The sequence below is a fragment of the Streptomyces sp. NPDC017056 genome (assembly GCF_044332485.1).
GTDB lineage: Bacteria > Actinomycetota > Actinomycetes > Streptomycetales > Streptomycetaceae > Streptomyces.
Genome location: NZ_JBIRPD010000015.1, coordinates 204198 through 225538 on the forward strand (window position 1 = coordinate 204198; position 21341 = coordinate 225538).

The window sequence follows — 21341 nt, forward strand, 5'->3', positions numbered from 1 at the left end:
CCAAGCTGATGCCGGACGTGGACCGCCCGCGCGCCTGGCTGCTGACCGTGGACGGCGCCCCGCAGTCGTACGTCGACCTCGACGCCCCGACCGACCTGGAATTCGAGTACGCGCGCCGGCTCGCGGCCGTCCTGGACGCGGCCGCCGCGCCCGCCGAACCACTCGACGTACTGCATCTCGGCGGCGGGGCGCTCACCCTGCCGCGCTACCTGGCCGCGACCCGCCCGGGCTCCCGCCAGCAGGTGATCGAGGCCGACCGGGGGCTGCTCGCCCTGGTCGCCGAGCGGCTGCCGCTGCCCGCGGGCTCCGGAATCGAGGTGCGGGCCGAGGACGCCCGCGCGGCACTGGAGGCCGCGCCGGAGCACAGCGCGGACGTGATCGTGGCGGACGTCTTCGGCGGCTCGCGGGTGCCCGCGCACCTCACCTCCGTCGAGTACGCGTGCGCCGCGGCCCGGGTCCTGCGCCCGCACGGGATCTACGCGGCCAACCTGGCCGACAGCGCGCCCTTCGGCTTCCTGCGCGCCCAGCTCGCGAACTTCGCCACCGTCTTCACGAACCTGTGCGTGATCGCCGAACCGGCGGTGCTGCGCGGCCGCCGCTTCGGCAATGTGGTGCTGGCCGCGTCCCGTGCCGAGCTGCCGCTCGCGCAGCTGGCGCGGCGGGCCGCCGCCGACGTGTTCCCCGCCCGGGTCGAGCACGGCGCGGCGCTGCTGCGGCTGGTCGGCGACGCCGCGCCCGTGCACGACGCCCAGGCGGTACCGTCACCGCGCCCGCCGGACGGCGCGTTCAGCATCGGCTAGGCGTCCAGCGTCGGCTAGGCGTCGAGCGGCAGGCGGGAAGGTGACGCCAGGGTCGCCAGGGCCGCCAGGTCGCCAGGGCCTAGGAGCCCGCGCCCCGGCGCGTGAGCCGGCGTACGTCCGGTACGCACAACACGGCTGCCGTCAGTAGCGCGATCAGCGCGGAGCAGCCCCACAGCGCGGTGGTCCGGCCGACGAAATTCTGTACGGGCCCGGCCAGCGCGGTGGCCAGCGGCGTGACCGCCAGCGAGCCGAACCAGTCGTACGACGAGACGCGGGAGAACTTCTCCTCCGGGATCTCCTGGTGCAGCGCCGTCATCCACAGCACGCCGAACACCTCGATGGCGATGCCGGTGCCGAACATCACCAGGGCCAGGGCGCCGGCCGACACCGGTACGGCCAGCGCGGCCGAGGGCAGGGCGAGCGGGAAGACGCACAGGATGCCGGTGAGCAGGATCCGGCGGGGCTTGAGGCGCATCATGAGCAGCGCGCCGCCGACCGTGCCCGCGCCGAACGCGGCCAGCGCCAGCCCCCACGGCCTCGGGCCGCCCAGATGCTCCTCGGCGACCATCGGCCCGTACACCGCCTCGGCCGCCACGACCACCGCGTTGACGACCGCGAACTGCCCGATCACCGCCCACAGCCACGGCCGGGAGACCACCTCCCGCCAGCCGTCGCGCAGGTCCTTGAGGAGCCCGGCCGCGGGCGGGCGCGCGGGGATGTGGCCGACGTCGAGGAACGCGCGCAGGGCGCCCGCGACGGCGAAGGCGGCGGCGTCGATCGCGAGCACCCAGCCGGGGCCGACGGCGGCGACCAGCGCGCCGCCGAGGGCGGCACCGCCGATGTTCGCGCCGTTCATGCTCATACGGAAGAAGGCGAAGGCCCGGCTGGAGTGCTCGCCGGAGACGCTGGAGAGCACCATCCCCTCGGAGGCCGGGGCGAAGAACGCCTGGCCGGTGCCGCCGAGGGCGGCCAGCAGCGCCATCTGCCACAGCTGTGCCTGCCCGGCCAGGACCAGCAGCGCGAAGGCGCCCTGCGAGACGCAGCTGAGCGCGTTGGCGGCGACCATGACACGGTGGCGCGGTACCCGGTCCGCCACCGCGCCGCCTATCAGGAGGAAGACGACGAGCGGGACCGTACGGGCGGTGGCGACCAGGCCGACGTCGGTGGCCGAGCCGCCGGCGCCGAGCACCGCGAACGCGGCCGCGATGAGCGAGCCGGCGCTGCCGAGGTTGGCGACCACGGCGGCGGTGGTCAGCAGGGTGTAGTTGCGTCCGGCCCAGGCAGGGCGGCGGGGGGAGCGGCGTATGCCGTCGCGGTCGTCCGCGCGTTCGGTGGTCAGCACGGTCGCACCGGGGTGCGCCACGGGGCCGCCGGTCGCGCGGGATTCTGCTTCTGCTCGCCTTCGGGCGGCTGCTGGCCTGGGCACATGGGCCACCACGATAGGCGAGGAGGTCTTCGTCCCGGGATGGCGGGCGGGGCTTCCCACGGAAAGCTACTCGTAGGTAACATGCCGCCATGTCCTCCGAGACCAAGCCGTCGATCGGCGAAATGATGGCGGCCACCGTGCCGATGGCCCGTACGCTCAACCTCGAATTCACCGAGACCACCGCCGAGCGGGCCGTGGTCCGGCTGCCCGACCAGGCGGATTACCACAACCACGTCGGCGGACCGCACGCCGGCGCGATGTTCACCCTCGCCGAGTCGGCCAGCGGCGCGATCGTGCTCGCGGCCTTCGGTGACCAGCTCTCGCGCGCCGTGCCGCTCGCCGTACGGGCCGAGATCGGCTACAAGAAGCTGGCCATGGGCCCGGTCACCGCCACCGCCGAGATCGGCCGCCCGGTCGCCGAGATCGTCGCCGAGCTGGACGCGGGGCAGCGGCCGGAATTCCCGGTGAACGTCGCCATCATCAGGGAGGACGGCGCGGTCACCGGCGAGATGACCATCGTGTGGACGCTGCGCCCGAACAACCCCGCCGCCTAGGAATCGGGGGCGCCGCGGCGGACCCCGGCCGATTCGGTCCGTCTCACAGGCAACTCCGGAGCACCGGGGCGCGTCTCGTACGGGGAAGGCCCGGCCACCGGCCCCGTCACCCGTGTGCGTACCGGCCCGTCGCGCGAACCGCGGCGGGCCGGTTCCGCGACGCGGGAACGGGGGCGGCCGAAGGAGATCGAGTAGGCTTCCCGGGCGCGCCCGCGGGCGCGCGTACGCGGGGAATGTGCGATCTTCGACGGCGTCGCCGGGCGCCGGGACGCGGCCCACGGGGGCCCGACACCTAGTGGAGGAAGCGGCGTTGCAGATGGAGTGGCTGGAGACGGTGCCGGCCTTGAGCGTGTACCTCCTCGTGGGGGTGGTCATCGGCCTGGAGAGCCTCGGCATTCCGCTGCCCGGTGAGATCGTCCTGGTGAGCGCGGCGATCCTCGCGGCGACGCAGGACCACATCAATCCGTGGGTGCTGGGCGGCTGCGCGTCCGCAGGCGCGATCATCGGGGACTCCATCGGCTATCTGATCGGCCGCAAGGGAGGCCGGCCGCTGGTCAGCTGGGCCGGGCGGAAGTTCCCCAAGCACTTCGGCCCCGACCAGGTGGGGATGGCCGAGGAGAAGTTCGAGAAGTGGGGCATGTGGGCGGTCTTCTTCGGCCGGTTCATCGCCCTGCTGCGCATCTTCGCCGGCCCGCTGGCGGGCGTGCTGAACATGCCGTACTGGAAGTTCCTCATCGCGAACGTGCTCGGCGGCATCGTCTGGGCCGGCGGCACGACCGCCCTGATCTACAGCGTCGGTGTCGTGGCCGAGGAGTGGCTCAAGAAGTTCTCCTCGCTGGGCCTGGTGGCCGCGGTGCTGTTCGGCATCGGATCGTTCGTCGTCATGAAGCGGCGCGCTTCGAAGGCGGCGGCCAAGCGCGAGGCGGCGGCGGCCAAGCCGGCCGACGCCATGGCGGAGTGACCGGCGCCCGATCCGTCAGGTGAGACCGAGCCCGCAGCGGGCCCTTGAAGGGGCCGCTGCGGGTTTCGCTTTGCGCGGCGACCGTCAGGGCGATGGCCGGCAGGGCCTGGCTGCGGGCGGGGCCGGGGCCTCGCAGAATGGTCCGGTCGTCCGGATACCGGGGCGTCGGGCGGTTGGCCGGTGGAAGAATCGGATCCGTGACGACCGTAACGGGAGACTTCGAGCTGACCATGGATGAGCTGCGCGTTGTCGCACGCTACGTTGTGGAGAGCGCTGAGGAGGTTCTCCCCGTGTTCCAGGCCGCCAACCCCGGCGATCTGCGGCCTCGGGCAGCCGTCGACGCCGCATGGGAGTTCGTGAACGGCGCGAGAAGGACCAAGCTCCAGCGCATCACCTCCTTGGACGCCCACCGCGCAGCGAAGGAAGCGGCCACCGAAGCCGAACGGCTCGCCGCGCGCGCCGCCGGTGATGCTGCCTCTGCGGCTTACCTTCATCCGATTGCGAAAGCCACTCAGGTAGGCCACATCCTGCGAGCCGCTGCGAGTGCGGCGCTCGTGGGGGAACTGAACGCGGGCGGTGATTCCGCCGTCGGGCTCAAGCTGATCGAGCAGGCTCGACGACGCGCCACACCGGTCCTGATCGACGTCCTCAACCGGTACCCCCTCGCACCGACCGGCAAGAGCCGTGCCGCACAGCTCATGACCATCCTGGACACGTCCCTGCGCACGTCCCGCTAGGGAGACCAGCCGCCACGGAATTCCCAGCGGCTGCCGCGCCTGGTCACAATCCGCAGTACGGCCGATGCGTACGGTATGGGATTGGCGGGCCGCGACCGGCCCGGCCTCCTCCAGGACGGCCCGGGCCACTGTGCTCTTCCCCACGTTCGCGGGCCTGTTCACCAGTCAGATCCGGGCGCGCAGCCTGCGCAGCGCGCTGTACTCCGCCGCGCTGTCGCCGGCCGGAAACGCAGTGCCAGAGCCCGCCCGCGAATCAACCGCATCCCGACATACCGATCGAGGGAACCTAAGCCCACCTGTTCGACATCAATATGCCTGGGGGTGCACGACGGGGTGCGCGACCGGGACGCCGTCGTGTGGCACGCGGCAGGACCGGTGCCCCCGGGGGAGCCGGAAACGGCCGACCGGCCGATCTTTATTCTGGTTCTTTCGCCTACGCGCGGAGAGTGGTGCCCGCCGCTCGCCGCCCGGACATGAGTTTGCAAGGAGTTCGTCCCGATGAAGCGCCTGCGTACCAGTACTGCGGCCGTCGCCGCGGTGAGCCTGATGGCGATGGGGCTCGTGGCCGGCTGTGGCAGCAAGGACCGGGACGACGTGGACGCCTCGCACGTGCCGCAGCTGCGCTCGCAGGCGCGCGAGGCGAGCGACGGGACCGCCAAGGTCGTCCAGCCCACGGGCCCGCGGTCCGACTTCGTGACGCAGCGCACCACCGGTGACGACGGCACCAAGATAGTGAAGACCCGCTGGCACGGGAAGAAGTCCGGATTCAGCGGCGACATATGGGCCTGGGTGCCGCCGCAGTACAACGAGCCCCAGTACGCCAAGAGCGGGTTCCCGGTCCTCATCGCGCTGCCCGGCTCGTACGGGTACCCGAACAACTACTGGATCGGCGGCGACTTCAAGCTGGAGGAGAAGATCGCCGAGTGGTCCCAGGCGGGCAAGACGCTGCCGTTCATCCTGGTGATGCCGGTGCTGAACCCGAAGAAGAAGTACTACGACGGCAGCGACATCCCCGGCCAGCCGAAGATGGGCACCTGGCTGACCGAGGACGTCCCGGCGTTCGCCCGCGCCAATTTCCGTACGTACGACAACCGTGACGGATGGGCGTTCATGGGGTCCTCGTCCGGCGGTTTCGCGGGCCTGAAGGCCGTGCTCAAGCACCCGAAGAAGTTCAAGGCGGTCATCGCGAACGGGCCCGACACCGTGCCCGACTCCCCGATGTGGAACGGGCACCCCAAGGAGAAGCAGGCCAACGACCCCCGCTGGCTCGCCGACCAGCTGAAGGCCAAGGGCGGCCCCGACGTCTACGTCGCCTTCGAACTGGGATCGAAGGAGGTGGCGGTGCCTTACGTGAAGAAGTTCATCAACGAGCACACCGGCGGTCCGGTGCACCACACCCTGTTCGAGATTCCCGACGGCCGGCACAGCGGCCACACCTACATCCAGCGGATGCCGGAATCGCTGCACTGGATCAGTGAGCAGATGCTGGGCCCGGTGGCGATGGACACCCGCCCCAAGTCCTGACCCCGGCCCCGCCACCGCCCGGCCCGCCTGCGGCGCACGCTCGCCCGTCGCCTACTGTGCCACCAGGCGCGACCCGACCGGACCGGCAGCGAGGAGAACGGCAATGGAGCGGCGAGCACTGATCACGGGCGTGGGCGGCAAGGAGCCTTCGGTCGACCCCGGGGCGTTCACGGCGCCGACCTCCGTCGTGGTCGGTGACGTCACGCTCGCGCCGGGGGCGAGTGTCTGGTACCACGCCGTCCTGCGCGCCGACTGCGGCCCGATCGTGCTGGGTGCGGACAGCAACATCCAGGACAACTGCACCGTGCACGTCGACCCCGGATTCCCCGTGACGGTCGGCGAACGGGTCTCGGTGGGCCACAACGCCGTCCTGCACGGCTGCACGGTCGAGGACGACGTGCTGATCGGCATGGGGGCCACCGTCCTCAACGGCGCGCACATCGGCGCCGGGTCGTTGGTCGCGGCGCAGGCGCTGGTGCCCCAGGGGATGCGGGTGCCGCCGGGGTCGCTGGTGGCCGGGGTGCCGGCCAAGGTCAGGCGCGAGTTGACCGGCGAAGAGCAGGACGGCATTCGGCTGAACGCTGCGATGTACACCGAGCTGGCGCGGAACCATCGTGCGGCGGTGATGGAGGAGACGGAGGGGTAGGCCGCCGTACGGCCGACCGGTGGCCGGGTCGGGGGTGGCCGTCGATCATCGAGGTATGGCCCCGTCCGGCGCACTGCCCATCCTCAGGCCCATGCTCGCCACCCCCGGCCCGCTGCCCGGTGCCGGGGAAGAGGACGCGTGGGCGTTCGAGACGAAGTGGGACGGGGCGCGCTGCATCGTCAACGCGCCGGGCGACGGGACGCTGGGACTCGTCACCCGGGCGGGCAACGACGCGACCGCCACGTACCCGGAACTAGCGCCGCTCGGTGAGCGGTTGCGCGGCCGGCCCGCGGTTCTCGACGGCGAGGTGGTGGTCCTCGACTCCGAGGGGCGGCCGGACTTCGGGCTGCTACAGCGCCGGATGGGCGTCACGAGCCGGCGCCGGGCGGCGGGGCTGGCGGGGGAGTGCCCGGTCCACCTCGTCCTGTTCGACGTTCTCCACCTCGACGGCCTGCCGCTGCTGGAGCACCCGTACGAGGAACGGCGCGCGCTCCTGTCCGGGCTGGGGCTGGGCGACGGGCCGCACTGGTCGGTTCCGGCCCATGTGCGGGGCCACGCCGCGCAGACCTGGGAGGCGACGCTGCGCGGCGGCTTCGAGGGCGTCGTCGCCAAGCGGCTGACCTCACGGTACGTCCCCGGCGTCCGCTCGTCCGAGTGGCGCAAGACCAAGCACCTGGTGACGCTCGACGTGGTCGTCGGGGGCTGGACGGAGGGCCGCGGCGGCCTCGCGGGGCTGCCCGGCGCCGTGCTGGCCGGCCTGGACGGGCCGGCGGGGTTGCGGTACGTCGGCTCCGTGGGCTCGGGCCTGTCCGGACGCGAACGCCGCGAACTGGCCCGCTACTTGGAGGTCGTACGGCGCGACACGTCGCCGTTCGCGAACCCGGTCGACGTCCCGGGTGCCCACTGGGCCGAGCCGCGCCTGGTCGCCGAGGTCACCTTCTCCGGCTGGACCTCCGCCGACCGCCTCCGCCAGCCGACCTGGCACCGGTTGCGCCCCGATCTCACCCGGCTGGACTGACGCCACCCGAGCGCCCGCGCGCCCGCGCGCGCTCCGCGAGGCCGCCGGTACGTACGGGGGCTCGCGAACCGGACACAGTCGGCGCTGCCGCGCAACCCGCCGGGTGGCCCCGCGAGCCCCGGCGTGCGCGGTCTCTGCGCCGGTGCACAGCCGCTGACCAGCTGTTTTGTCGACCGGCGTGTGACCGGCGCGGACGACCGGGCACATGGCGCGCACACGACCGGTCGAGTGGTCGCCGTGACCCGGTGGTTTGCCGCGTCCACGCCGGGTGACCCGAAGAGCGAAGCTCCAGTCAGCGTGTACGACCGGCAAGGAAGGGAGCGGCCATGCCCTTGCTCGCCGCGCTCTGGCCTTTGGCGATGCTCGGACTCGTGATCGCCCTGGGCCGGTACGAAGACGCCCTGCTGCACCCCCGCAGGCCCCACCGGCCCGCACCGAAGGAGCCGCAGGCCGCGGTCTCCCGCGGCCGGCAGTACCGGCGGCCGACGCCGTACGGCAGGGCCGCTTCCATCGACCGGTACCGGCACGCGTCACCGCTGACACGGCTGCCCGCCCACCCGCTGGTCTTCAAGGCGGGCGTGCCCCAGCGCGCCCCGCGGCGCCACTGGCACCGCGACGTGCCCTGAGGCGCGATGCCCGGGTGCCGAAGGGGCGGCGCCGGCGGCTGTGTTCTCAACCGGTCCGGCGCCTGCCTTCCTGCGGCCGCTTGCGGAAGGCTGGGGGACGAGTAACTCGCCACACCAGTTGGTAAACACCTCATTCGTACGTCGGCGGGCCGGGATGCCGGTCGGCGCCGCCGGGGTGCCGTCCGGCTTCTACGCGGCGTCCTTCTACGCGGCTTCGAGGGCGGCGGCCAGGGAGCTGTGCACCGGAATGGTCCGGTGCACTCCGGTGAGCCGGAACGCCTTGCGCACCATGGGACGGTCGGCGGCCACACTCAGCGTCATCCCCCGCGCCCGCGCGGTGCGTTGGCAGTGCAGCAGGGTTTGCAGTCCGGCGACGGTGATGAGGGGCGCCCGCAGGTCGATGACGATCCGGCAGGCCCCGGGTGCGCGCAGCAGCCCTTGCAGGCCGGCGGCCACCTGGTCGGTGTTGGCGATGTCGATGATCTCGGGGACCTCGATCACGAGGCGGTCGGCGATGTGGTAGTTCGACAGGTTCATGGTGACTCCGGCACGGAGTGCGTCAGCGCCCCGCGTGGCATCGATGTGGGTGGGTTTCAGTCGCCCGGCGTCCGCCCCGCCGGCAGCAGACGCGGAGCACGGGTCGCCGCGCCGCTGCCCGTCGGCGTGCGGGGCTGCACGTGCCGGTGCCGCGGTACGGGGGCCGGCCACCAGTCGTTGCCGCCCTGCTCCAGATGGCGCAGCAGCACGCCCTCGCGCAGCGCCCACGGGCAGACGGTGACCTCGCCGATGCCCATGGACTTCATCGCCTGGTGCGCCACGACGGCCCCGGCCGGCGCCTGACGGCTGCGCGCCGCGGAGATCCCCGGCAGTTCGGCCCGCTCGGCCGCGGTCAGTTCCGACAGCTGCCGTACCGCCCTCTTGAGGTCGGCGCGGGCCAGCCGGCGCGTGACGAACGGGCCGTCGCGGCCGGGCGCGGCCCCGCACAGCCGGGCCAGCTGCTGGAACATGCGGGAGGTGGCCACCACGGTGTGCGGCTCCTCCCAGCGCACCCGCGCCGCAACGTTCTTGAGCGAGGCACGCGCGTGCCGGCGCAGCTCCCGCAGGGCCTCCGGCTGCGGCCGGCCCCGGCCCGGCAGGAACTCCCGCGTCAGCCGCCCCGCGCCCAGCGGCAGCGAGAAGGCGAAGTCGGGCCGGGCGCCGCGCCCGAACGCGACCTCCAGCGAACCGCCGCCGATGTCCAGCAGCGCCATCGGACCCGCCTGGAGACCGGTCCAGCGCCGTGCCGCCAGGAACGTCAGCTCGGCCTCCACCTCGCCGGGCAGCACCGCCAGCCGCATACCGCCTTCGGCGCGTACGGTCTCCAGGATCTCGCCGCGGTTGGCGGCGTCCCTGACAACCGCGGTGGCGTAGGCGAACAGCCGGTCGCACTCCCACCGGGCCGCCTCCTCGCGGGCCCGCCGCACCGCGGTGGCCAGCCGCCGCGCCGCCTGCGGTGCCAGCGTCCCGTCCACGCCGACGTCCTCGGCCAGGTGGACGGGGTCCTTGAGGGAGTGGGCCGGCAGCGGTACGCCGCCGACCACCTCGCTGATGAGCAGGTGTACGGAGTTCGATCCCGCGTCCAGGACGGCTAAGCGCATATCCGTGCGGGTACCCCATTCGGCCGGTTTCAGCGCCTGGAACCCCGTAGAACCCGGCCGCGGTTCCGGCACGGGCGGCTGTGGCCCGCGCTGCGCCCCGGCGCGGCCGCCCCGCCCCGCGCCCCGGTGCACGCCCGCACTCCTGCCGGGAGCTTGCGCCGCCCGTTCCTGGTTACCCGGCAGGCAGACCCATTCCATCAGCGACGGGCGACGGTGCGGCCCGTCGAAAGGGTGAACCCGCCATGTCATCGCCTGACCGAGAAGAACTACTGATCACGGCCCTGCTCGAACTCGCAGATCCGGCCGAGGACCAGGACACCACCGGCCTCACCAAGCGGCTCGCCGAGTACTGCCTGCTGCTGCCGGGGGTGCAGGCGGGCGGTGTCCTCATCGTGGGAGAGCGCCGGCCCATGACGGCGACCGGTTGCGGCGAGGCGGCCGAACGGCTGGAGCGGACGCAGGTCGAGCTGGACGAGGGGCCGTGCCGGGACGTCTGCCATACGGGGCGGAGCCTGGCCGACGTGCCGCTGCGCCACCCGCAGTGCCGCGCCCGCTGGCCGCGCTTCACCGCTCAGGCGCTGGCCGAAGGCTTCAGCGCCGCCACGGCGCTTCCCGTGCGCTACCGCGCCCGGCGGCTGGGCGCCCTCAACCTCTTCCACGAGCACCGCGCGCTGGGCGGCAGTGAGGTGGCGCTGGGGCAGGCGCTGGCCGACGCGGTCGGCATCGGACTGGCGTACCGCAAGGACCTGAACGGCCTCCGGGACCGGACCGGTCAGCTGCAGACCGCGCTGAACAGCAGGATCGTCATCGAACAGGCCAAGGGCGTGCTCGCCGAGCGCCTGGGCGGCACACCCGACGCGGCGTTCGCGCTGATGCGCCGGCACGCCCGCGCACACCAGCTGAAGCTGACCGAGGTCGCCGCCCGGGTCATCGACGGGCCCGCGGACTCGGGGCCCTTCGCCCGGCCCCAGCGCGGCTGACCGGCGCGTTCGCTCTCGGCTTCCGGCTGTTTCGCGAAAGAGGCAGCGGGCACCCCGTAACGCATGGCACGGGAGGGGTACAGACGTGCGGGGCGGGAATGCGGAATGCGTAAGGCAACCGGTCCTGGAGGCAGAAAGACAATGGATCACGGTACGAACAAGACCGGCCCGGCCCGGGACGACATGATGAAGAAGCAGATTCAGGGCGAATTGAAGGCCGACCGGGCCCTGCGCGCGGAAGAGGACCACGACCCGGAGCCGTCGGGAGAGGACCAGCCCGACGTGACCCGGAGCGCCGGCGCTCCGTTCGGCGGCAGCACACCGGACGGAATGACGCCCGAGGCCGTGGAAATCCGGACGGAAATGGCCCAGCATCTGGGCCGCGCCGTATACCCGGCCGACCGGAACGCCATCATCGGCACGCTGCGGCAGAACAACGCGCCGGACCGCTTGGTCGAACTGGCCCAGCGTCTTCCGGAGAACGAGCGGTACGAGAACGCGCAGCGCATCGTGGAATCGCTGGGGCTCACGCGAGAGCACCGCGCCTGACGGTCGCGCGACCCGCGCTGGAAAGGGAGCTGCCATGTCCGATGAAGCGATGGGCGACGAGGTCTACCAGCCCTCGGCGTCCGACAAACAGGGGACTTCCGACGAACTCGATATGGAAGACGCTCTCGACGAGCCGGACCTCGACGACATGCTGGACCAGGGGTATTCCCCGCCCGAAAAGCCGCTGGCGGTGAACCAGAAGGGCACCACCGCCAACGAGCAGCGCGAGGGCGAGAGCCTCGAAGAACGGCTCGACAAGGAGGTGCCGGACGTCCAGCCGCCGGACGGCGACGGCATCGGCGACCAGCCGGACGCCGACGGCGAACCCGTGGACGGCCAGGTGGGAGACGAGCGCGCGGGGCGGATGACCGGCACCGACGAGGGTGACGCGCTGCGGCTGCGCAACGACGAGATCGGCCGCGACGTCGGCATCGACGGCGGCGCCGCCTCGGCGGAGGAGGCCGCGGTGCACATCGTCGACGACCCCGACCTCTCGGGCTGACCGTCCGCCGTTGCCGTTGCCGTTGACGCTGTCGCTGTCGCGGGAAAGGGCCTCGACGAGGTGGGCGCGCGTCACCGGGGACCGGCGGGAAAGCCGGCCTCGGTGGCGCGTTCACTGTGCCCTGCCCGGTTCCCGCGCTCGCCCGCAGGGCGCTTTTTGGAGGTATGGACTATTGGAGGTACGGACGATGACCGGTAACGACCAGCAGAATCCCGTGACGCAGCACCCGCAGCCGGAATTCCCCCAACAGGACCAGCCGCATCCCGGTGCCACGGAGGACATGTCGCCCCGCCCGGACCATGGTGAAGCCTCGTACGAGGGCACCGGGCAGTTGCGTGACCGCCGTACGCTGATCACCGGCGGAGACTCCGGAATCGGCCGGGCCGTCGCGCTCGCCTTCGCGCGCGAAGGCGCGGACGTGGCCTTTACCTACCTGGAGGAAGAGGAGAAGGACGCGCGGGAAACCACCCGGCTGATCGAGGAAGCGGGACGGCGGGCCCTCGCGGTGTCCTGCGACATCCGCGAAGAGGAGCAGTGCCGGAGCCTGGTGGACCGGGTGGTGCGGGAATTCGGCCGCATCGACGTCCTGGTCAACAACGCCGCTTACCAAATGGCGCAGTCCGACGGTATCGAAGGCATTTCCACGGAGCAGTTCGACCGGGTGCTGCGGACCAATGTCTACGGCATGTTCTGGCTTTCCAAGATGTCGTTGCCGCACATTCCCGAGGGCGGCAGCATCATCAACACGACATCCGTCCAGGCGTACCAGCCGAGTCCGCAGCTGCTCGATTACGCGACCACGAAGGGCGCCATCGTCACATTCACCCACGGGCTGGCGGGCCAGCTCGCCGAACGCGGTATCCGCGTCAACGCGGTGGCGCCCGGGCCGGTGTGGACGCCGCTGATCCCCTCGACGCTGCCGGACACCACCGGATTCGGCAAGCAGAGCCCGCTGCAACGTGCCGCCCAGCCCGTGGAGATGGCGCCCGCCTACGTCTTCCTCGCGTCCCAGCAGGCCAGTTACATCACCGCGGAAATCGTGAACGCGACCGGCGGCACACCGCTGCCGTAACCCGCGACTGTCTCAAGGAGGTATCCATGCCCAGCGCCCACGTCCGCCTCTCCGGCGCCCCGGGCGGTGCACGGTGAGCCGCCCGCGCCGGCCCGCGGCGCAGACCGTCGTCGTCACGGGCGCGAGCGCCGGGGTCGGCCGCGCGACGGCCCGCCTCTTCGCGGAGCGCGGCGCCCACGTGGCGCTGCTCGCCCGCGGCCGTACCGGGCTCGACGCCGCGGCGGCGGAGGTCGAGGCGCGGGGCGGCCGGGCCCTGGTGCTGCCCACCGACGTGGCCGACCCCGACCAGGTGGAGGCGGCGGCCCGGGCCGTGGAGGACGCCTTCGGAGGCATCGACGTGTGGGTGAACAACGCGTTCAGCTCGGTGTTCGCGCCGTTCACGGAGATCGGGGCCGAGGAGTACCGGCGTGCCACCGAGGTCACGTACCTGGGTTTCGTCAACGGCACGCGGGCCGCGCTGCGGCACATGCTGCCGCGGGACGCGGGCGCGATCGTGCAGGTCGGCTCCGCACTCGGCTCCCGGTCGGTCCCCTTGCAGTCGGTGTACTGCGGCGCCAAGCACGCCATCAACGGCTTCACGTCCAGCGTCCGCACCGAGCTGCTGCACCAGGGGAGCCGGGTGGCGGTCACCGTCGTCCAGATGCCGGCCGTCAACACCGCGCAGTTCTCCTGGGTGCTGTCCCGGCTGCCGAGGAACCCGCGGCCGGTGGCTCCCGTGTACCAGCCCGAGGTGGCCGCCAGGGCCGTGGTGCACGCGGCCGACCACCCGCGGCGCAAGCAGTACTACATCGGGTTCTCCACCGTGGCGGCCATCCTCGGCAACCGGGTCGCGCCCGCGCTGCTGGACCGCTACCTCGCCCGTACCGGTTACGACTCGCAGCAGACGGACGAACGGGCGGACGCCGACCGGCCGGAGAACCTGTGGCGCCCGGCGGACGGTCCCGGCGGCCGGGACTTCGGGGCGCACGGCGTCTTCGACGGCAGTTCGCACCTGCGCTCGCCGCAAGCGGCCCTCGCACGCCACCCCGCTCTGGTGTCGGCCGCCTCGGCGGCAGCCGGAGTCGCCGCGGGTGCCGCGCTGAGGGCCGTACGGCGTCGGGGGCAGGGCCGCTGATCCGGCGGCGGGCAGCCCCGGCTACGAGGACGGCGGGTAGGCGTACTGGCGCAGCAGCCGGACCAGGTGCACCGAGTTCACGGCGAGCGTGCGCGTCGTGGAGGCCACGTTCTCGGGACGTTCGTCCAGGTCCTGGTAGTCCGTGCCGTGCTGCGCCTCGCCCACCCAGTAGGTGACGGCGTTGGGCGCGAGGGAGAAACCGAGGTCGTTGAGGCCCTGGAAGAGGTCGGCGCTCACCTTGTGGGCGCCGTCCTCGTTCCCGACGACGGCGACGGCACCCACCTTCCCGTACGTCAACTGCCGGCCCTGGGCGTCGGTCTCGGAGATGTCGGCGTTCATCCGCTCCAGCACGCGCTGGCACAGGCTGGAGGGGTGGCCGAGCCAGATCGGGGTGGCCAGCAGGACGATGTCGGCCGCCATGATCTTCTCGCGCAGCTTCGGCCAGGCGTCCCCGCTGCCCATGTCGGTGGCGACACCCGGGCGGACGTCGTGGTCCGCGACGCGCACGGACTCGCACTGCGCCCCGAGGCCGGTGAGGTCGGCGAGCACCTGGTCCGCCAGCAACTGGCTGCTGGAGTGGGTGGGGGAGGGGTTCAGCGTACAGACGAGCGCCAAGGCCCGGATCATGGAAGCTCCTCGGAGGTCGGCAGGGCGCGAGCGCCTGTCCTGGTGTCCCCGGTCAGATGGGTGGACCGTACCCGAAGCTCCCCCGGCCCGCCGGTCGGCGCGGCGTCGCCGCCCGCCCCGTTCACTCCTTGGGCGCGTACCGGTGCCGCACCCAGGCGGGCAGCACGAACCAGCACAGCAGGAACCACGCGACCAGGCCGGCGACGATCCACGGGACGGCGCTGTCGTGCAGCGCGACGCGCAGGATGAGCAGGAACGCCGAGATGACGGTGGCCAGCAGGAGCAGGATGCCGACGATGGTCATCCGGGAAGCCCAGGTGACCGTCTCGGGCTTCAGGTGCCGCCCGGCGACGAGCCGGTGGAAGGCGACCGGGCCGATGAGGGCGCCGTTGGCGGCCGCGCCCAGGCACAGCGTCACCACGTAGACGGCCTTGTCGACCGGGCCGAGGGTGGTGAAGCGGGGGGTGAAGACGACGGTGAGCAGGAAACCGAAGAGGATCTGCACACCGGTCTGGGCCACCCTGACCTCTTGCAGCAGCTCGCCCCACCGCCGGTCGGCCCGCTCCTCGGCCGACTCGCGACGGCCTTCGGAAGCCTGCCGGGCGGGTGCCATGACCCAACGATAGGCGGGGCGCGGGGCGCTGTCCCGCCGGCGCGGGACCGGCACGCGCCGCTGGTGGGGTGAAGATCACAGGGGACGGCGGCGCGGGCGGGACGCCGCCTGAGTACGGTGAGCGGGTGCGGAAAAAGCAGAACGTGTTCTCATCCGTGGTGGCGTGGCGCCGCCGGGCCGTCTCCCGTGCGGTGCACCGCGGAGCGCGCTGGGTACGGGAGGCCGGCGCCGTCACGGCCGAGCGCCCCGGGCCCTACCGCTTCCGCCGGCTGGGGGCCGGCGCCCGGCTGGCCTTTCCGCAGGGCACCGTCTTCGGCGATCCGTGGATCGAGATCGGCGAGTACTGCATCATCGCCCAGGACGTGACGCTGACCGCCGGCATGATGCCCGACCTCGACCTCGGTACCGAGCCGATCCTCACCCTGGGCAACGGCGTCGTCCTCGGCCGCGGCAGCCATGTGATCGCGGACGTCCGGCTGACCATAGGCGACGACTGCTTCTTCGGCCCCGGCGTCTACGTCACGACCACCAACCACAGCTACGACGACCCCGAGCTGCCGGTCGGCAAGCAGTGGCCGCGCAGCGAGCCGGTGGAGATCGGCCCCGGCAGCTGGATCGGTACCGGGGCCGTGATCCTGCCCGGCGCCCGGCTGGGCCGCAACGTCGTGGTCGCGGCCGGCGCCGTCGTACGGGGCCAGGTCCCCGACCACTCGGTGGTGGCCGGGGCGCCCGCCCGGGTCGTCCGCTCCTGGGACCCGGAAGCCGGGTGGCAGCCACCGCTGCGCACCCCGGCCCCGGTGCCGATACCCGAGGGCGTGACCTCCAGGGAACTCATGGCGCTGGCCGCGCTGGAGCCCGGGACGGACGGTGCGCTGCCAGTGGCACCGGAGCGCGGGGCCTGGGTACCGCGGGGCGCCGACGTCCCGTAAGCGCCGGCGCGTACCCCGACGCGCCCGCCGCGGACTCGCGCGCCGCTCCCGTGCCGCCGTTTCACCCGTGCGTGGCGGAACCGCTCCGGGACGCCGCCGCGCCGCCGAACTCGCGCACCGCCTCGTCGACGATGGCCTCCAGCCGCGCGTGGTGCGCGCCGTGCCAGTACACGCGCTCGCAGGCGGTGCACTCGGCGAAGACGTCGTACGTACGCTGCGTACCGCCTTCCAGCCGCTCCTGGACCGTGCCCTTCTCGGCGTCCTTGAGCAGCCCGTTGCACGCGGTGCACCGGGTCCACGGCGCGAGCTCCGGCGCGAACCGGCCCAGCACGTCGCGCAGTTGCTCGTCGGGGCGGTGGCTGTAGACGTACGCCCCCGCCCAGTTCTCGCGCCGGTGCAGCAGGCCACGGTCCCGGGAGAGCAGCACCCGGCGCTCGGCCGCCGAACGGGCCGCCAGGGCCGGGTCGCCGATGTCCTCGCTCTCGTAGGCGGCGTCCACGCCCAGCAGCCGCAGCCGCCGGGCGAGCGTCCCGAGGTGCACGTCGAGCAGGAAGCGCAGCGGCGCCCCCGGCACGTGCTGGGGCCGTTCGACCGCGCACACCTCGACGGACTCGCCGTCACCCGGCACGTGCGACACCGGCACCTCCCGGCCGTCCACGAGCAGCCGGCCCACCTCGGTGAGCGGAACCCCGAGCGATTCCACGACGTGCCCGAGGGTGGAGGACCCGTCGGTGACCAAGGGAGTGGTACCGGCGCGTCGGTTGGAGGCGACGAAGAGCCGCAGTTCGGGGGCGAAGGCGAGGTGGATCTCGGGTCGGTTCACGCCGCCAGCATGCCATCGCGCCGGACCCGCGGACGTACCAGGGCCGGGCACGACTATCCGCCGGCACGCGGCGCCCTCTCGCCAGGCGGCCTCTCCTGTGGTGTCCTCGACGGGCGGGGAAGCACGGACGGAAGGACGGCGGTGCGAACGAGGAAGCGTACGGTGCCGGCCGGGGCGGCGCTGCTCTGTGTTCTGCTGGCCGGCGCGTCGGCCGGCTGCCAGCAATCCGGTGTGCCCGGCGGGCACTCGCCGTTCACGGGCAAGACCGCGCGGGCCGCCCCGGTGCTCGCCGTGAAGATCGACAACGTGCGCGCAGCGCGTCCGCAGACGGGGCTCGACGGCGCGGACATCGTCTACGTGGAACGCGTCGAGTCGGGACTGTCGCGGATCCTGGCCGTCTACTCCTCCCGGCTGCCGTCCGCCGTCGGCCCGGTGCGCAGCGCCCGCGAATCCGACCTGGAACTGCTGCGCCAGTTCGGCCGCCCGGCCTTCGCCTACTCCGGTACGCAGGCCAAACTGGAGCCCGTCGTGAAGGCTGCTCCGCTGTACCCGCTGCCGGCGGGAAAGACCGGCGAAGCCTACTTCCGCGACCGGAGCCGCGCCGCGCCGCACAACCTCTACCTCCGGCCCGAGCGCGCCCTGAAAGCGGCCCCCGGCGCGAGCACCGCCCGCGACATCGGCTTCCGCTTCGGCGCCGCGCCGCCGGGCGGGCGGAACACGTCCTCGTACACGGTCCGTTACCCGGCCGCCCGCTTCTCCTTCGCCTGGTCGCCGGAGCGCGGGGGCTGGCTGGTGTCCATGGACGGCAGCGCCGTCAAGGCCGCTTCCGGGCAGCAGCTCGCGGTTCCGACGGTCGTCGTCCAGGGCGTACGGATACGGCCGTCGCGCTACCACGACCGCTGGGGCGCCTACTCCCCGTACACCGAGACCACCGGTGCGGGGCCCGCACGGGTGCTGCGCGGCGGCAAGGCGTACCAAGGGCACTGGTCGCGGCCTTCGGCCGATGGCGGCACGGACTTCACCACCTCGGCGGGCGCGCAGCTGGCCTTCGCGCCCGGCCAGGTGTGGGTGGTGTACGTACCGGAGGAGGCGGGCGGCGGGGCGCGCTAGAGATCGTCTTCAAAGGTCATATCCAGAGCAGGATTGAGGCGATGGTGACGGCGGTCTGGTAGGACTCGCGGGTCTTGTCGTAGCGAGTGGCCAGGCCGCGCCAGTGCTTGAGGCGGTTGAAGCAGCGCTCGACAACGTTGCGGCGGCGGTAGACGCACCTGTCGAAGCCGGGTGGCCGACCGCCGCGTGTGCCGCGGTTTAGTCGGCCAAGAGCCTGGTCGGTGCGTTCGGGGATCGTGTGCGGGATGCCGCGCCTGCGCAGACAGGAACGGATCCTTCGGGAGCTGTAGCCCTTGTCTGCGACCACATGGTCGGGCCGGGTTCGCGGACGCCCGGACCCGACCCGGGGCACGTTGATCGAGTACATCACCTGTTCGAAACGGGTGCAGTCGTTGGCGTTGCCGCCCGAGAGGACGAAGTCGATAGGGCGGCCAATCCGTCGCAGGCGAGGTGGACTTTCGTGCTCAGTCCACCGCGGGATCGGCCGAGGGCGTGATCACCCGCTTCGTCCCGGTCGACGGCCCCTTTTTACCGCCGGCGGCGTGCTGATGGGCTCGCACGATGGTGGAGTCGACCGACACCAGCCACTGGATGTCCCCGGCCGCATCCTTCTCGGCCTGGACGGCCCGCAGCATGCGCGAGATGGTGCCGTCCAGGGCCCATCTGCGGAAACGCGTGTACAAGGTCTGCCAGGAGCCGTACCGTTCCGGCGCATCGCGCCAGGACGACCCGGTCCGCAGCTTCCACACGATCCCGTTCAGCACCACCCGGTCGTCCGAACGGCGCCGCCCCGCAGTCCCCGATCTCGGCAGCAGCCGCGACAACACAGCCCACTCGGCATCCGAAAGCTCATGACGACGCACCACGACATGCATGATCCCTCATCACATGGACACCTTTGAAGACGATCTCTAGGTACCCGCGCCGGGCCCTCGTGGCGGCCAGTCGGGGGCGGGGTCCGTGGCGAGCAGCGGCCGGAGGGCGCCGAGAACCGCGCCGATGCAGGCGTCGCGCAGCTGGGTGCGAGTACAGGTCTCATGGGTGAGCCAGTCGACGACTAGGACCTGGACGAAGACCAGCCAGCTCTTCAGGACGCCGGACACGGCCTCGCGGGTCCTCTCGTCCGCGAGGGGGAGTACGGTCAGCAGTCGCGCACGGAGCGTGTCCAGCTCGTTCGTCATGATTGTCTGGATCACCGGGTCGCCCGCGAGGACCCGGTTGGCGGCGAGGACGGCGTTGCGGTTCGCCACGAAGTAGTCGAGATGGGTGTCCATGCCCTGGATGAGCTGCTCCACCAGCGAGTCGGTGGGGTCGAGCCGCGTCTCGGCGAGCAGCTGGTCTGCCCCCTGCTGGTAGACGGCTGCGAAGAGGGCGTGCTTGCTGGGGAAGTGACGGTAGAGCAGGGCCCGGGACACACCGGCCTCTTCGGCGACCTCCTCCATCAGCACGTCGGCGTAGGGGTGTGCGGCGAAGAGCCGTGCGCCGACGGTGAGGAGCTGGGCGCGGCGGTCGGCGGGGGTGAGGCGCTGGCGGGCAGGCATGAACGAAGCTTAGTTGACATAGGTCTACTAGTGCGCCCACTGTAGTAGACCCATGTCAACTAAGCTTCGCCAAGGCGGCTTGGAGGAATTGTGGCCAGGGTTCTGCGCGTACTCACACAGCTGATGGGCTGGGCCTGCGCGATGATCGGCCTGTTCCACGTGGCACTCGGCAACGCGGCGATCCCCGGCGCCGGTTCAGCCGGCGCGACGGTCGACAGCTGGGGCCGGTTCATGGGGGCCGTCTTCGTTGGCTACGGGCTGGCCTGGCTCTGGGCCGCACGGCAGCGTCCGATCCCGGCTCGGGCGGTGCGGTGGCTGGCTGGCATATTCCTGCTGGGCGGCGTGGGCCGGCTGCTCTCGCTCGCCGTGCACGGCTGGCCGCAGTCGTTCCAGATCGTGCTGGCGGTGATCGAGATTGGCCTGCCGCCGGTCCTCGTCTGGCTGGCCGACGCAGAGGAACGGGCCCTGCGCGGTGATGTGGAGGCCGTGCCCGCCAGGCGATGAACGCGCCTGAGTGCGTCCAGGTCGACCGCTTGGGTGGGGAAGCCGACGCTCCCGGAGAGGAATTACGTGATCGTCGACAGCCGGGTTCTGCCCGATGGGCGCTGTGCGGTTTTCGCAGGCCGTAGCCCGTCTGGGCGAGTCTGGCGTTGCCGCGACGGGGCAGCCGCATGGTGCACGGGTCGGCTCATGCCGTGGCGCTCGGGACAGCACACCGTGCATGTGGCAGCGCGGTACGGCAGGCCCAGCTGTCGTACCGCGCTGGCATCGCTGTTCTGCAGAACGGGCCACAAGCGGCGGGGGCCGGGGCTCTGGTGCTTGCACGGGCGGGTACTTGCCTTGCGGGCGGTTGGCGTCGGTGCGTTGTCCAGGTGCTGAAGGGGTATCGTCGATATACGAGTCAAAGGGGCAATGGGTTGATCTTGAAACCCTGTCAGGTGGTGCCTTCGGCTTCGTCGGCGTCGGCGTCGGCGAGGATGCGGTAGACAGGGGCGACCGAGGGCCGCTGACCCTTGTTCTTGCCCGAGGTGATGACCAGCTTCTGGGCAATCTGCGGTACGTGCACGCCGTTGGCCCGCAGGCTGCGGGCATAGTCGGCCATGTCGTCGTCGACGACCTCGGGGCGTCCGCCGTGACGGCCGCGCACGCCGGCGGACGCCTGGCCTTCCAGGGACTTCTCCCCGATGTACTCGCGCTCCGACTCCGCCATGCCGGCGAAGAACGCGAAGAGGGCGACGCCGTGACCGGATGGTGCGCAGACCCCTTGGAGGGGTCCGGTGAGGAGTTCGAGAGCCGGTAGAGCAGATCGCGATGCCGTCGATGCTGTCCCCCGAGGTCACCCAGCAGCGGGTGCATGCCCATCAGGCCCTGCAGTAGCACCGCTAGCTCGTCCGCCGTGCGCCGCGCCTCGGTGGAGATCCGCCAGTGTCCGGCGATCTCCTGCCCGTCGAACAGCCCTAGTGTCCTGAGTCGGGATTTCGCTGCGGATGTTGCTGTCGGTTCGGCATTCTGGACGGATGGCGAGGACGGGGCGGCCGAAGGCCGAGTTGGT

At 72.1% G+C, this 21341-nt stretch carries 24 protein-coding genes and 2 pseudogenes; 16 read left to right on the forward strand and 10 right to left on the reverse strand.

The features are described 5' to 3' along the window. The first annotated feature begins 8 nt into the window (after positions 1-8). On the forward strand, positions 9-800 hold the full coding sequence (locus tag ACH4OW_RS26835; RefSeq protein WP_398030399.1) for a spermidine synthase: 792 nt from the start codon (positions 9-11) through the stop codon (positions 798-800). 79 nt (positions 801-879) lie between these two features. Here the strand turns inward: ACH4OW_RS26835 and ACH4OW_RS26840 are convergent, their stop codons facing one another. Continuing rightward, positions 880-2142, reverse strand: a complete 1263-nt coding sequence (locus ACH4OW_RS26840) for an MFS transporter (RefSeq protein WP_398030400.1) — start codon at positions 2140-2142, stop codon at positions 880-882. Between the two features lie 173 nt (positions 2143-2315). Between ACH4OW_RS26840 and ACH4OW_RS26845 the strand changes: the two genes are divergently transcribed. The 7 genes from ACH4OW_RS26845 (at position 2316) to ACH4OW_RS26875 (ending at position 8292) form a co-directional block, all read left to right on the forward strand. Beyond that, positions 2316-2780 carry a DUF4442 domain-containing protein gene (locus tag ACH4OW_RS26845; RefSeq protein ID WP_398030381.1) on the forward strand — a complete coding sequence of 155 codons (465 nt, stop codon included), beginning with the start codon at positions 2316-2318 and terminating at the stop codon, positions 2778-2780. Between the two features lie 316 nt (positions 2781-3096). Then, positions 3097-3741 carry a DedA family protein gene (locus ACH4OW_RS26850; protein WP_360130159.1) on the forward strand — a complete coding sequence of 215 codons (645 nt, stop codon included), beginning with the start codon at positions 3097-3099 and terminating at the stop codon, positions 3739-3741. 197 nt (positions 3742-3938) lie between these two features. Then, entirely contained in the window at positions 3939-4478 is a 540-nt protein-coding gene (locus ACH4OW_RS26855) for a putative immunity protein (protein WP_398030382.1), read from the forward strand. A 498-nt stretch (positions 4479-4976) separates the two neighbouring features. Further along, positions 4977-6002, forward strand: coding sequence for an alpha/beta hydrolase-fold protein (locus ACH4OW_RS26860; protein WP_360129967.1), 1026 nt, complete (start codon positions 4977-4979; stop codon positions 6000-6002). A gap of 103 nt (positions 6003-6105) precedes the next feature. Continuing rightward, positions 6106-6648: a gamma carbonic anhydrase family protein gene (locus tag ACH4OW_RS26865; protein WP_398030383.1), complete on the forward strand. Its 543-nt coding sequence runs from the start codon at positions 6106-6108 to the stop codon at positions 6646-6648. Between the two features lie 55 nt (positions 6649-6703). Beyond that, complete coding sequence (gene ligD, locus ACH4OW_RS26870; RefSeq protein ID WP_398030384.1) at positions 6704-7666, forward strand: non-homologous end-joining DNA ligase; 963 nt, start codon at positions 6704-6706, stop codon at positions 7664-7666. A gap of 326 nt (positions 7667-7992) precedes the next feature. After that, positions 7993-8292 carry a hypothetical protein gene (locus ACH4OW_RS26875; protein ID WP_360129976.1) on the forward strand — a complete coding sequence of 100 codons (300 nt, stop codon included), beginning with the start codon at positions 7993-7995 and terminating at the stop codon, positions 8290-8292. A gap of 204 nt (positions 8293-8496) precedes the next feature. On the opposite strand, the gene ACH4OW_RS26880 is transcribed toward ACH4OW_RS26875, so the two are convergent. Both ACH4OW_RS26880 and ACH4OW_RS26885 read right to left on the reverse strand, forming a co-directional pair. After that, the gene (locus ACH4OW_RS26880; RefSeq protein WP_398030385.1) at positions 8497-8829 is read right to left on the reverse strand and encodes an STAS domain-containing protein; all 333 of its coding nucleotides are present in this window, start codon (positions 8827-8829) and stop codon (positions 8497-8499) included. 56 nt (positions 8830-8885) lie between these two features. Beyond that, positions 8886-9929, reverse strand: a complete 1044-nt coding sequence (locus ACH4OW_RS26885) for a Ppx/GppA phosphatase family protein (protein ID WP_398030386.1) — start codon at positions 9927-9929, stop codon at positions 8886-8888. A gap of 242 nt (positions 9930-10171) precedes the next feature. On the opposite strand from ACH4OW_RS26885, the gene ACH4OW_RS26890 reads away from it, so the two are divergent. The 5 genes from ACH4OW_RS26890 to ACH4OW_RS26910 all read left to right on the forward strand — a co-directional run bounded on the left by ACH4OW_RS26890 (position 10172) and on the right by ACH4OW_RS26910 (position 14146). Continuing rightward, positions 10172-10909: an ANTAR domain-containing protein gene (locus tag ACH4OW_RS26890; RefSeq protein WP_398030387.1), complete on the forward strand. Its 738-nt coding sequence runs from the start codon at positions 10172-10174 to the stop codon at positions 10907-10909. Positions 10910-11050: 141 nt separating this feature from the next. Continuing rightward, positions 11051-11458, forward strand: coding sequence for a DUF2795 domain-containing protein (locus ACH4OW_RS26895; RefSeq protein ID WP_398030388.1), 408 nt, complete (start codon positions 11051-11053; stop codon positions 11456-11458). 34 nt (positions 11459-11492) lie between these two features. Next, entirely contained in the window at positions 11493-11960 is a 468-nt protein-coding gene (locus ACH4OW_RS26900; RefSeq protein ID WP_360129991.1) for a DUF5709 domain-containing protein, read from the forward strand. A gap of 187 nt (positions 11961-12147) precedes the next feature. Further along, positions 12148-13032, forward strand: a complete 885-nt coding sequence (locus ACH4OW_RS26905; RefSeq protein WP_398030389.1) for an SDR family oxidoreductase — start codon at positions 12148-12150, stop codon at positions 13030-13032. A 73-nt stretch (positions 13033-13105) separates the two neighbouring features. Then, entirely contained in the window at positions 13106-14146 is a 1041-nt protein-coding gene (locus ACH4OW_RS26910) for an SDR family oxidoreductase (protein ID WP_398030390.1), read from the forward strand. Positions 14147-14167: 21 nt separating this feature from the next. Here the strand turns inward: ACH4OW_RS26910 and ACH4OW_RS26915 are convergent, their stop codons facing one another. Together ACH4OW_RS26915 and ACH4OW_RS26920 are read right to left on the reverse strand one after the other, a co-directional pair. After that, the gene (locus tag ACH4OW_RS26915) at positions 14168-14773 is read right to left on the reverse strand and encodes an NAD(P)H-dependent oxidoreductase (protein ID WP_360130000.1); all 606 of its coding nucleotides are present in this window, start codon (positions 14771-14773) and stop codon (positions 14168-14170) included. A gap of 121 nt (positions 14774-14894) precedes the next feature. Beyond that, a complete protein-coding gene (locus ACH4OW_RS26920; RefSeq protein WP_398030391.1) occupies positions 14895-15386 on the reverse strand; it encodes a DUF6328 family protein in 492 nt (163 codons plus the stop codon). Positions 15387-15511: 125 nt separating this feature from the next. On the opposite strand from ACH4OW_RS26920, the gene ACH4OW_RS26925 reads away from it, so the two are divergent. Then, positions 15512-16315 (forward strand): acyltransferase, encoded by an 804-nt coding sequence (locus ACH4OW_RS26925; protein WP_398030392.1) that lies wholly within the window; start codon positions 15512-15514, stop codon positions 16313-16315. Positions 16316-16376: 61 nt separating this feature from the next. Here the strand turns inward: ACH4OW_RS26925 and ACH4OW_RS26930 are convergent, their stop codons facing one another. Continuing rightward, the gene (locus ACH4OW_RS26930; protein WP_360130009.1) at positions 16377-17138 is read right to left on the reverse strand and encodes a Mut7-C RNAse domain-containing protein; all 762 of its coding nucleotides are present in this window, start codon (positions 17136-17138) and stop codon (positions 16377-16379) included. Between the two features lie 141 nt (positions 17139-17279). Between ACH4OW_RS26930 and ACH4OW_RS26935 the strand changes: the two genes are divergently transcribed. Continuing rightward, positions 17280-18248, forward strand: coding sequence for a DUF3048 domain-containing protein (locus ACH4OW_RS26935; RefSeq protein ID WP_398030393.1), 969 nt, complete (start codon positions 17280-17282; stop codon positions 18246-18248). A 16-nt stretch (positions 18249-18264) separates the two neighbouring features. Here ACH4OW_RS26935 and ACH4OW_RS26940 read toward each other — a convergent pair. Next, positions 18265-19123, reverse strand: a pseudogene (locus ACH4OW_RS26940) (IS5 family transposase). Positions 19124-19159: 36 nt separating this feature from the next. Then, a complete protein-coding gene (locus ACH4OW_RS26945) occupies positions 19160-19789 on the reverse strand; it encodes a TetR/AcrR family transcriptional regulator (protein WP_398030394.1) in 630 nt (209 codons plus the stop codon). Positions 19790-19879: 90 nt separating this feature from the next. On the opposite strand from ACH4OW_RS26945, the gene ACH4OW_RS26950 reads away from it, so the two are divergent. After that, a complete protein-coding gene (locus ACH4OW_RS26950) occupies positions 19880-20293 on the forward strand; it encodes a DUF4345 domain-containing protein (protein WP_398030395.1) in 414 nt (137 codons plus the stop codon). 430 nt (positions 20294-20723) lie between these two features. Here ACH4OW_RS26950 and ACH4OW_RS26955 read toward each other — a convergent pair whose 3' ends face one another. Together ACH4OW_RS26955 and ACH4OW_RS26960 are read right to left on the reverse strand one after the other, a co-directional pair. Continuing rightward, positions 20724-20999: a hypothetical protein gene (locus ACH4OW_RS26955; RefSeq protein ID WP_398030402.1), complete on the reverse strand. Its 276-nt coding sequence runs from the start codon at positions 20997-20999 to the stop codon at positions 20724-20726. An 85-nt stretch (positions 21000-21084) separates the two neighbouring features. Next, positions 21085-21244 (reverse strand): annotated as a pseudogene (locus ACH4OW_RS26960) (pantothenate kinase); the annotation flags it as partial. Positions 21245-21341 lie beyond the last annotated feature (97 nt).

Coding starts and splice junctions, on each gene's coding strand:
- ACH4OW_RS26915 (WP_360130000.1), bottom strand. CDS start 14,773: ATGATCCGGGCCTTGGCGCTCGTCTGTACGCTGAACCCCTCCCCCACC.
- ACH4OW_RS26875 (WP_360129976.1), top strand. CDS start 7,993: ATGCCCTTGCTCGCCGCGCTCTGGCCTTTGGCGATGCTCGGACTCGTG.
- ACH4OW_RS26835 (WP_398030399.1), top strand. CDS start 9: ATGCCGGACGTGGACCGCCCGCGCGCCTGGCTGCTGACCGTGGACGGC.
- ACH4OW_RS26945 (WP_398030394.1), bottom strand. CDS start 19,789: ATGCCTGCCCGCCAGCGCCTCACCCCCGCCGACCGCCGCGCCCAGCTC.
- ACH4OW_RS26850 (WP_360130159.1), top strand. CDS start 3,097: ATGGAGTGGCTGGAGACGGTGCCGGCCTTGAGCGTGTACCTCCTCGTG.
- ligD (WP_398030384.1), top strand. CDS start 6,704: ATGGCCCCGTCCGGCGCACTGCCCATCCTCAGGCCCATGCTCGCCACC.
- ACH4OW_RS26955 (WP_398030402.1), bottom strand. CDS start 20,999: ATGGCGGAGTCGGAGCGCGAGTACATCGGGGAGAAGTCCCTGGAAGGC.
- ACH4OW_RS26865 (WP_398030383.1), top strand. CDS start 6,106: ATGGAGCGGCGAGCACTGATCACGGGCGTGGGCGGCAAGGAGCCTTCG.
- ACH4OW_RS26900 (WP_360129991.1), top strand. CDS start 11,493: ATGTCCGATGAAGCGATGGGCGACGAGGTCTACCAGCCCTCGGCGTCC.
- ACH4OW_RS26880 (WP_398030385.1), bottom strand. CDS start 8,829: ATGAACCTGTCGAACTACCACATCGCCGACCGCCTCGTGATCGAGGTC.
- ACH4OW_RS26885 (WP_398030386.1), bottom strand. CDS start 9,929: ATGCGCTTAGCCGTCCTGGACGCGGGATCGAACTCCGTACACCTGCTC.
- ACH4OW_RS26845 (WP_398030381.1), top strand. CDS start 2,316: ATGTCCTCCGAGACCAAGCCGTCGATCGGCGAAATGATGGCGGCCACC.
- ACH4OW_RS26890 (WP_398030387.1), top strand. CDS start 10,172: ATGTCATCGCCTGACCGAGAAGAACTACTGATCACGGCCCTGCTCGAA.
- ACH4OW_RS26860 (WP_360129967.1), top strand. CDS start 4,977: ATGAAGCGCCTGCGTACCAGTACTGCGGCCGTCGCCGCGGTGAGCCTG.
- ACH4OW_RS26895 (WP_398030388.1), top strand. CDS start 11,051: ATGGATCACGGTACGAACAAGACCGGCCCGGCCCGGGACGACATGATG.
- ACH4OW_RS26905 (WP_398030389.1), top strand. CDS start 12,148: ATGACCGGTAACGACCAGCAGAATCCCGTGACGCAGCACCCGCAGCCG.
- ACH4OW_RS26920 (WP_398030391.1), bottom strand. CDS start 15,386: ATGGCACCCGCCCGGCAGGCTTCCGAAGGCCGTCGCGAGTCGGCCGAG.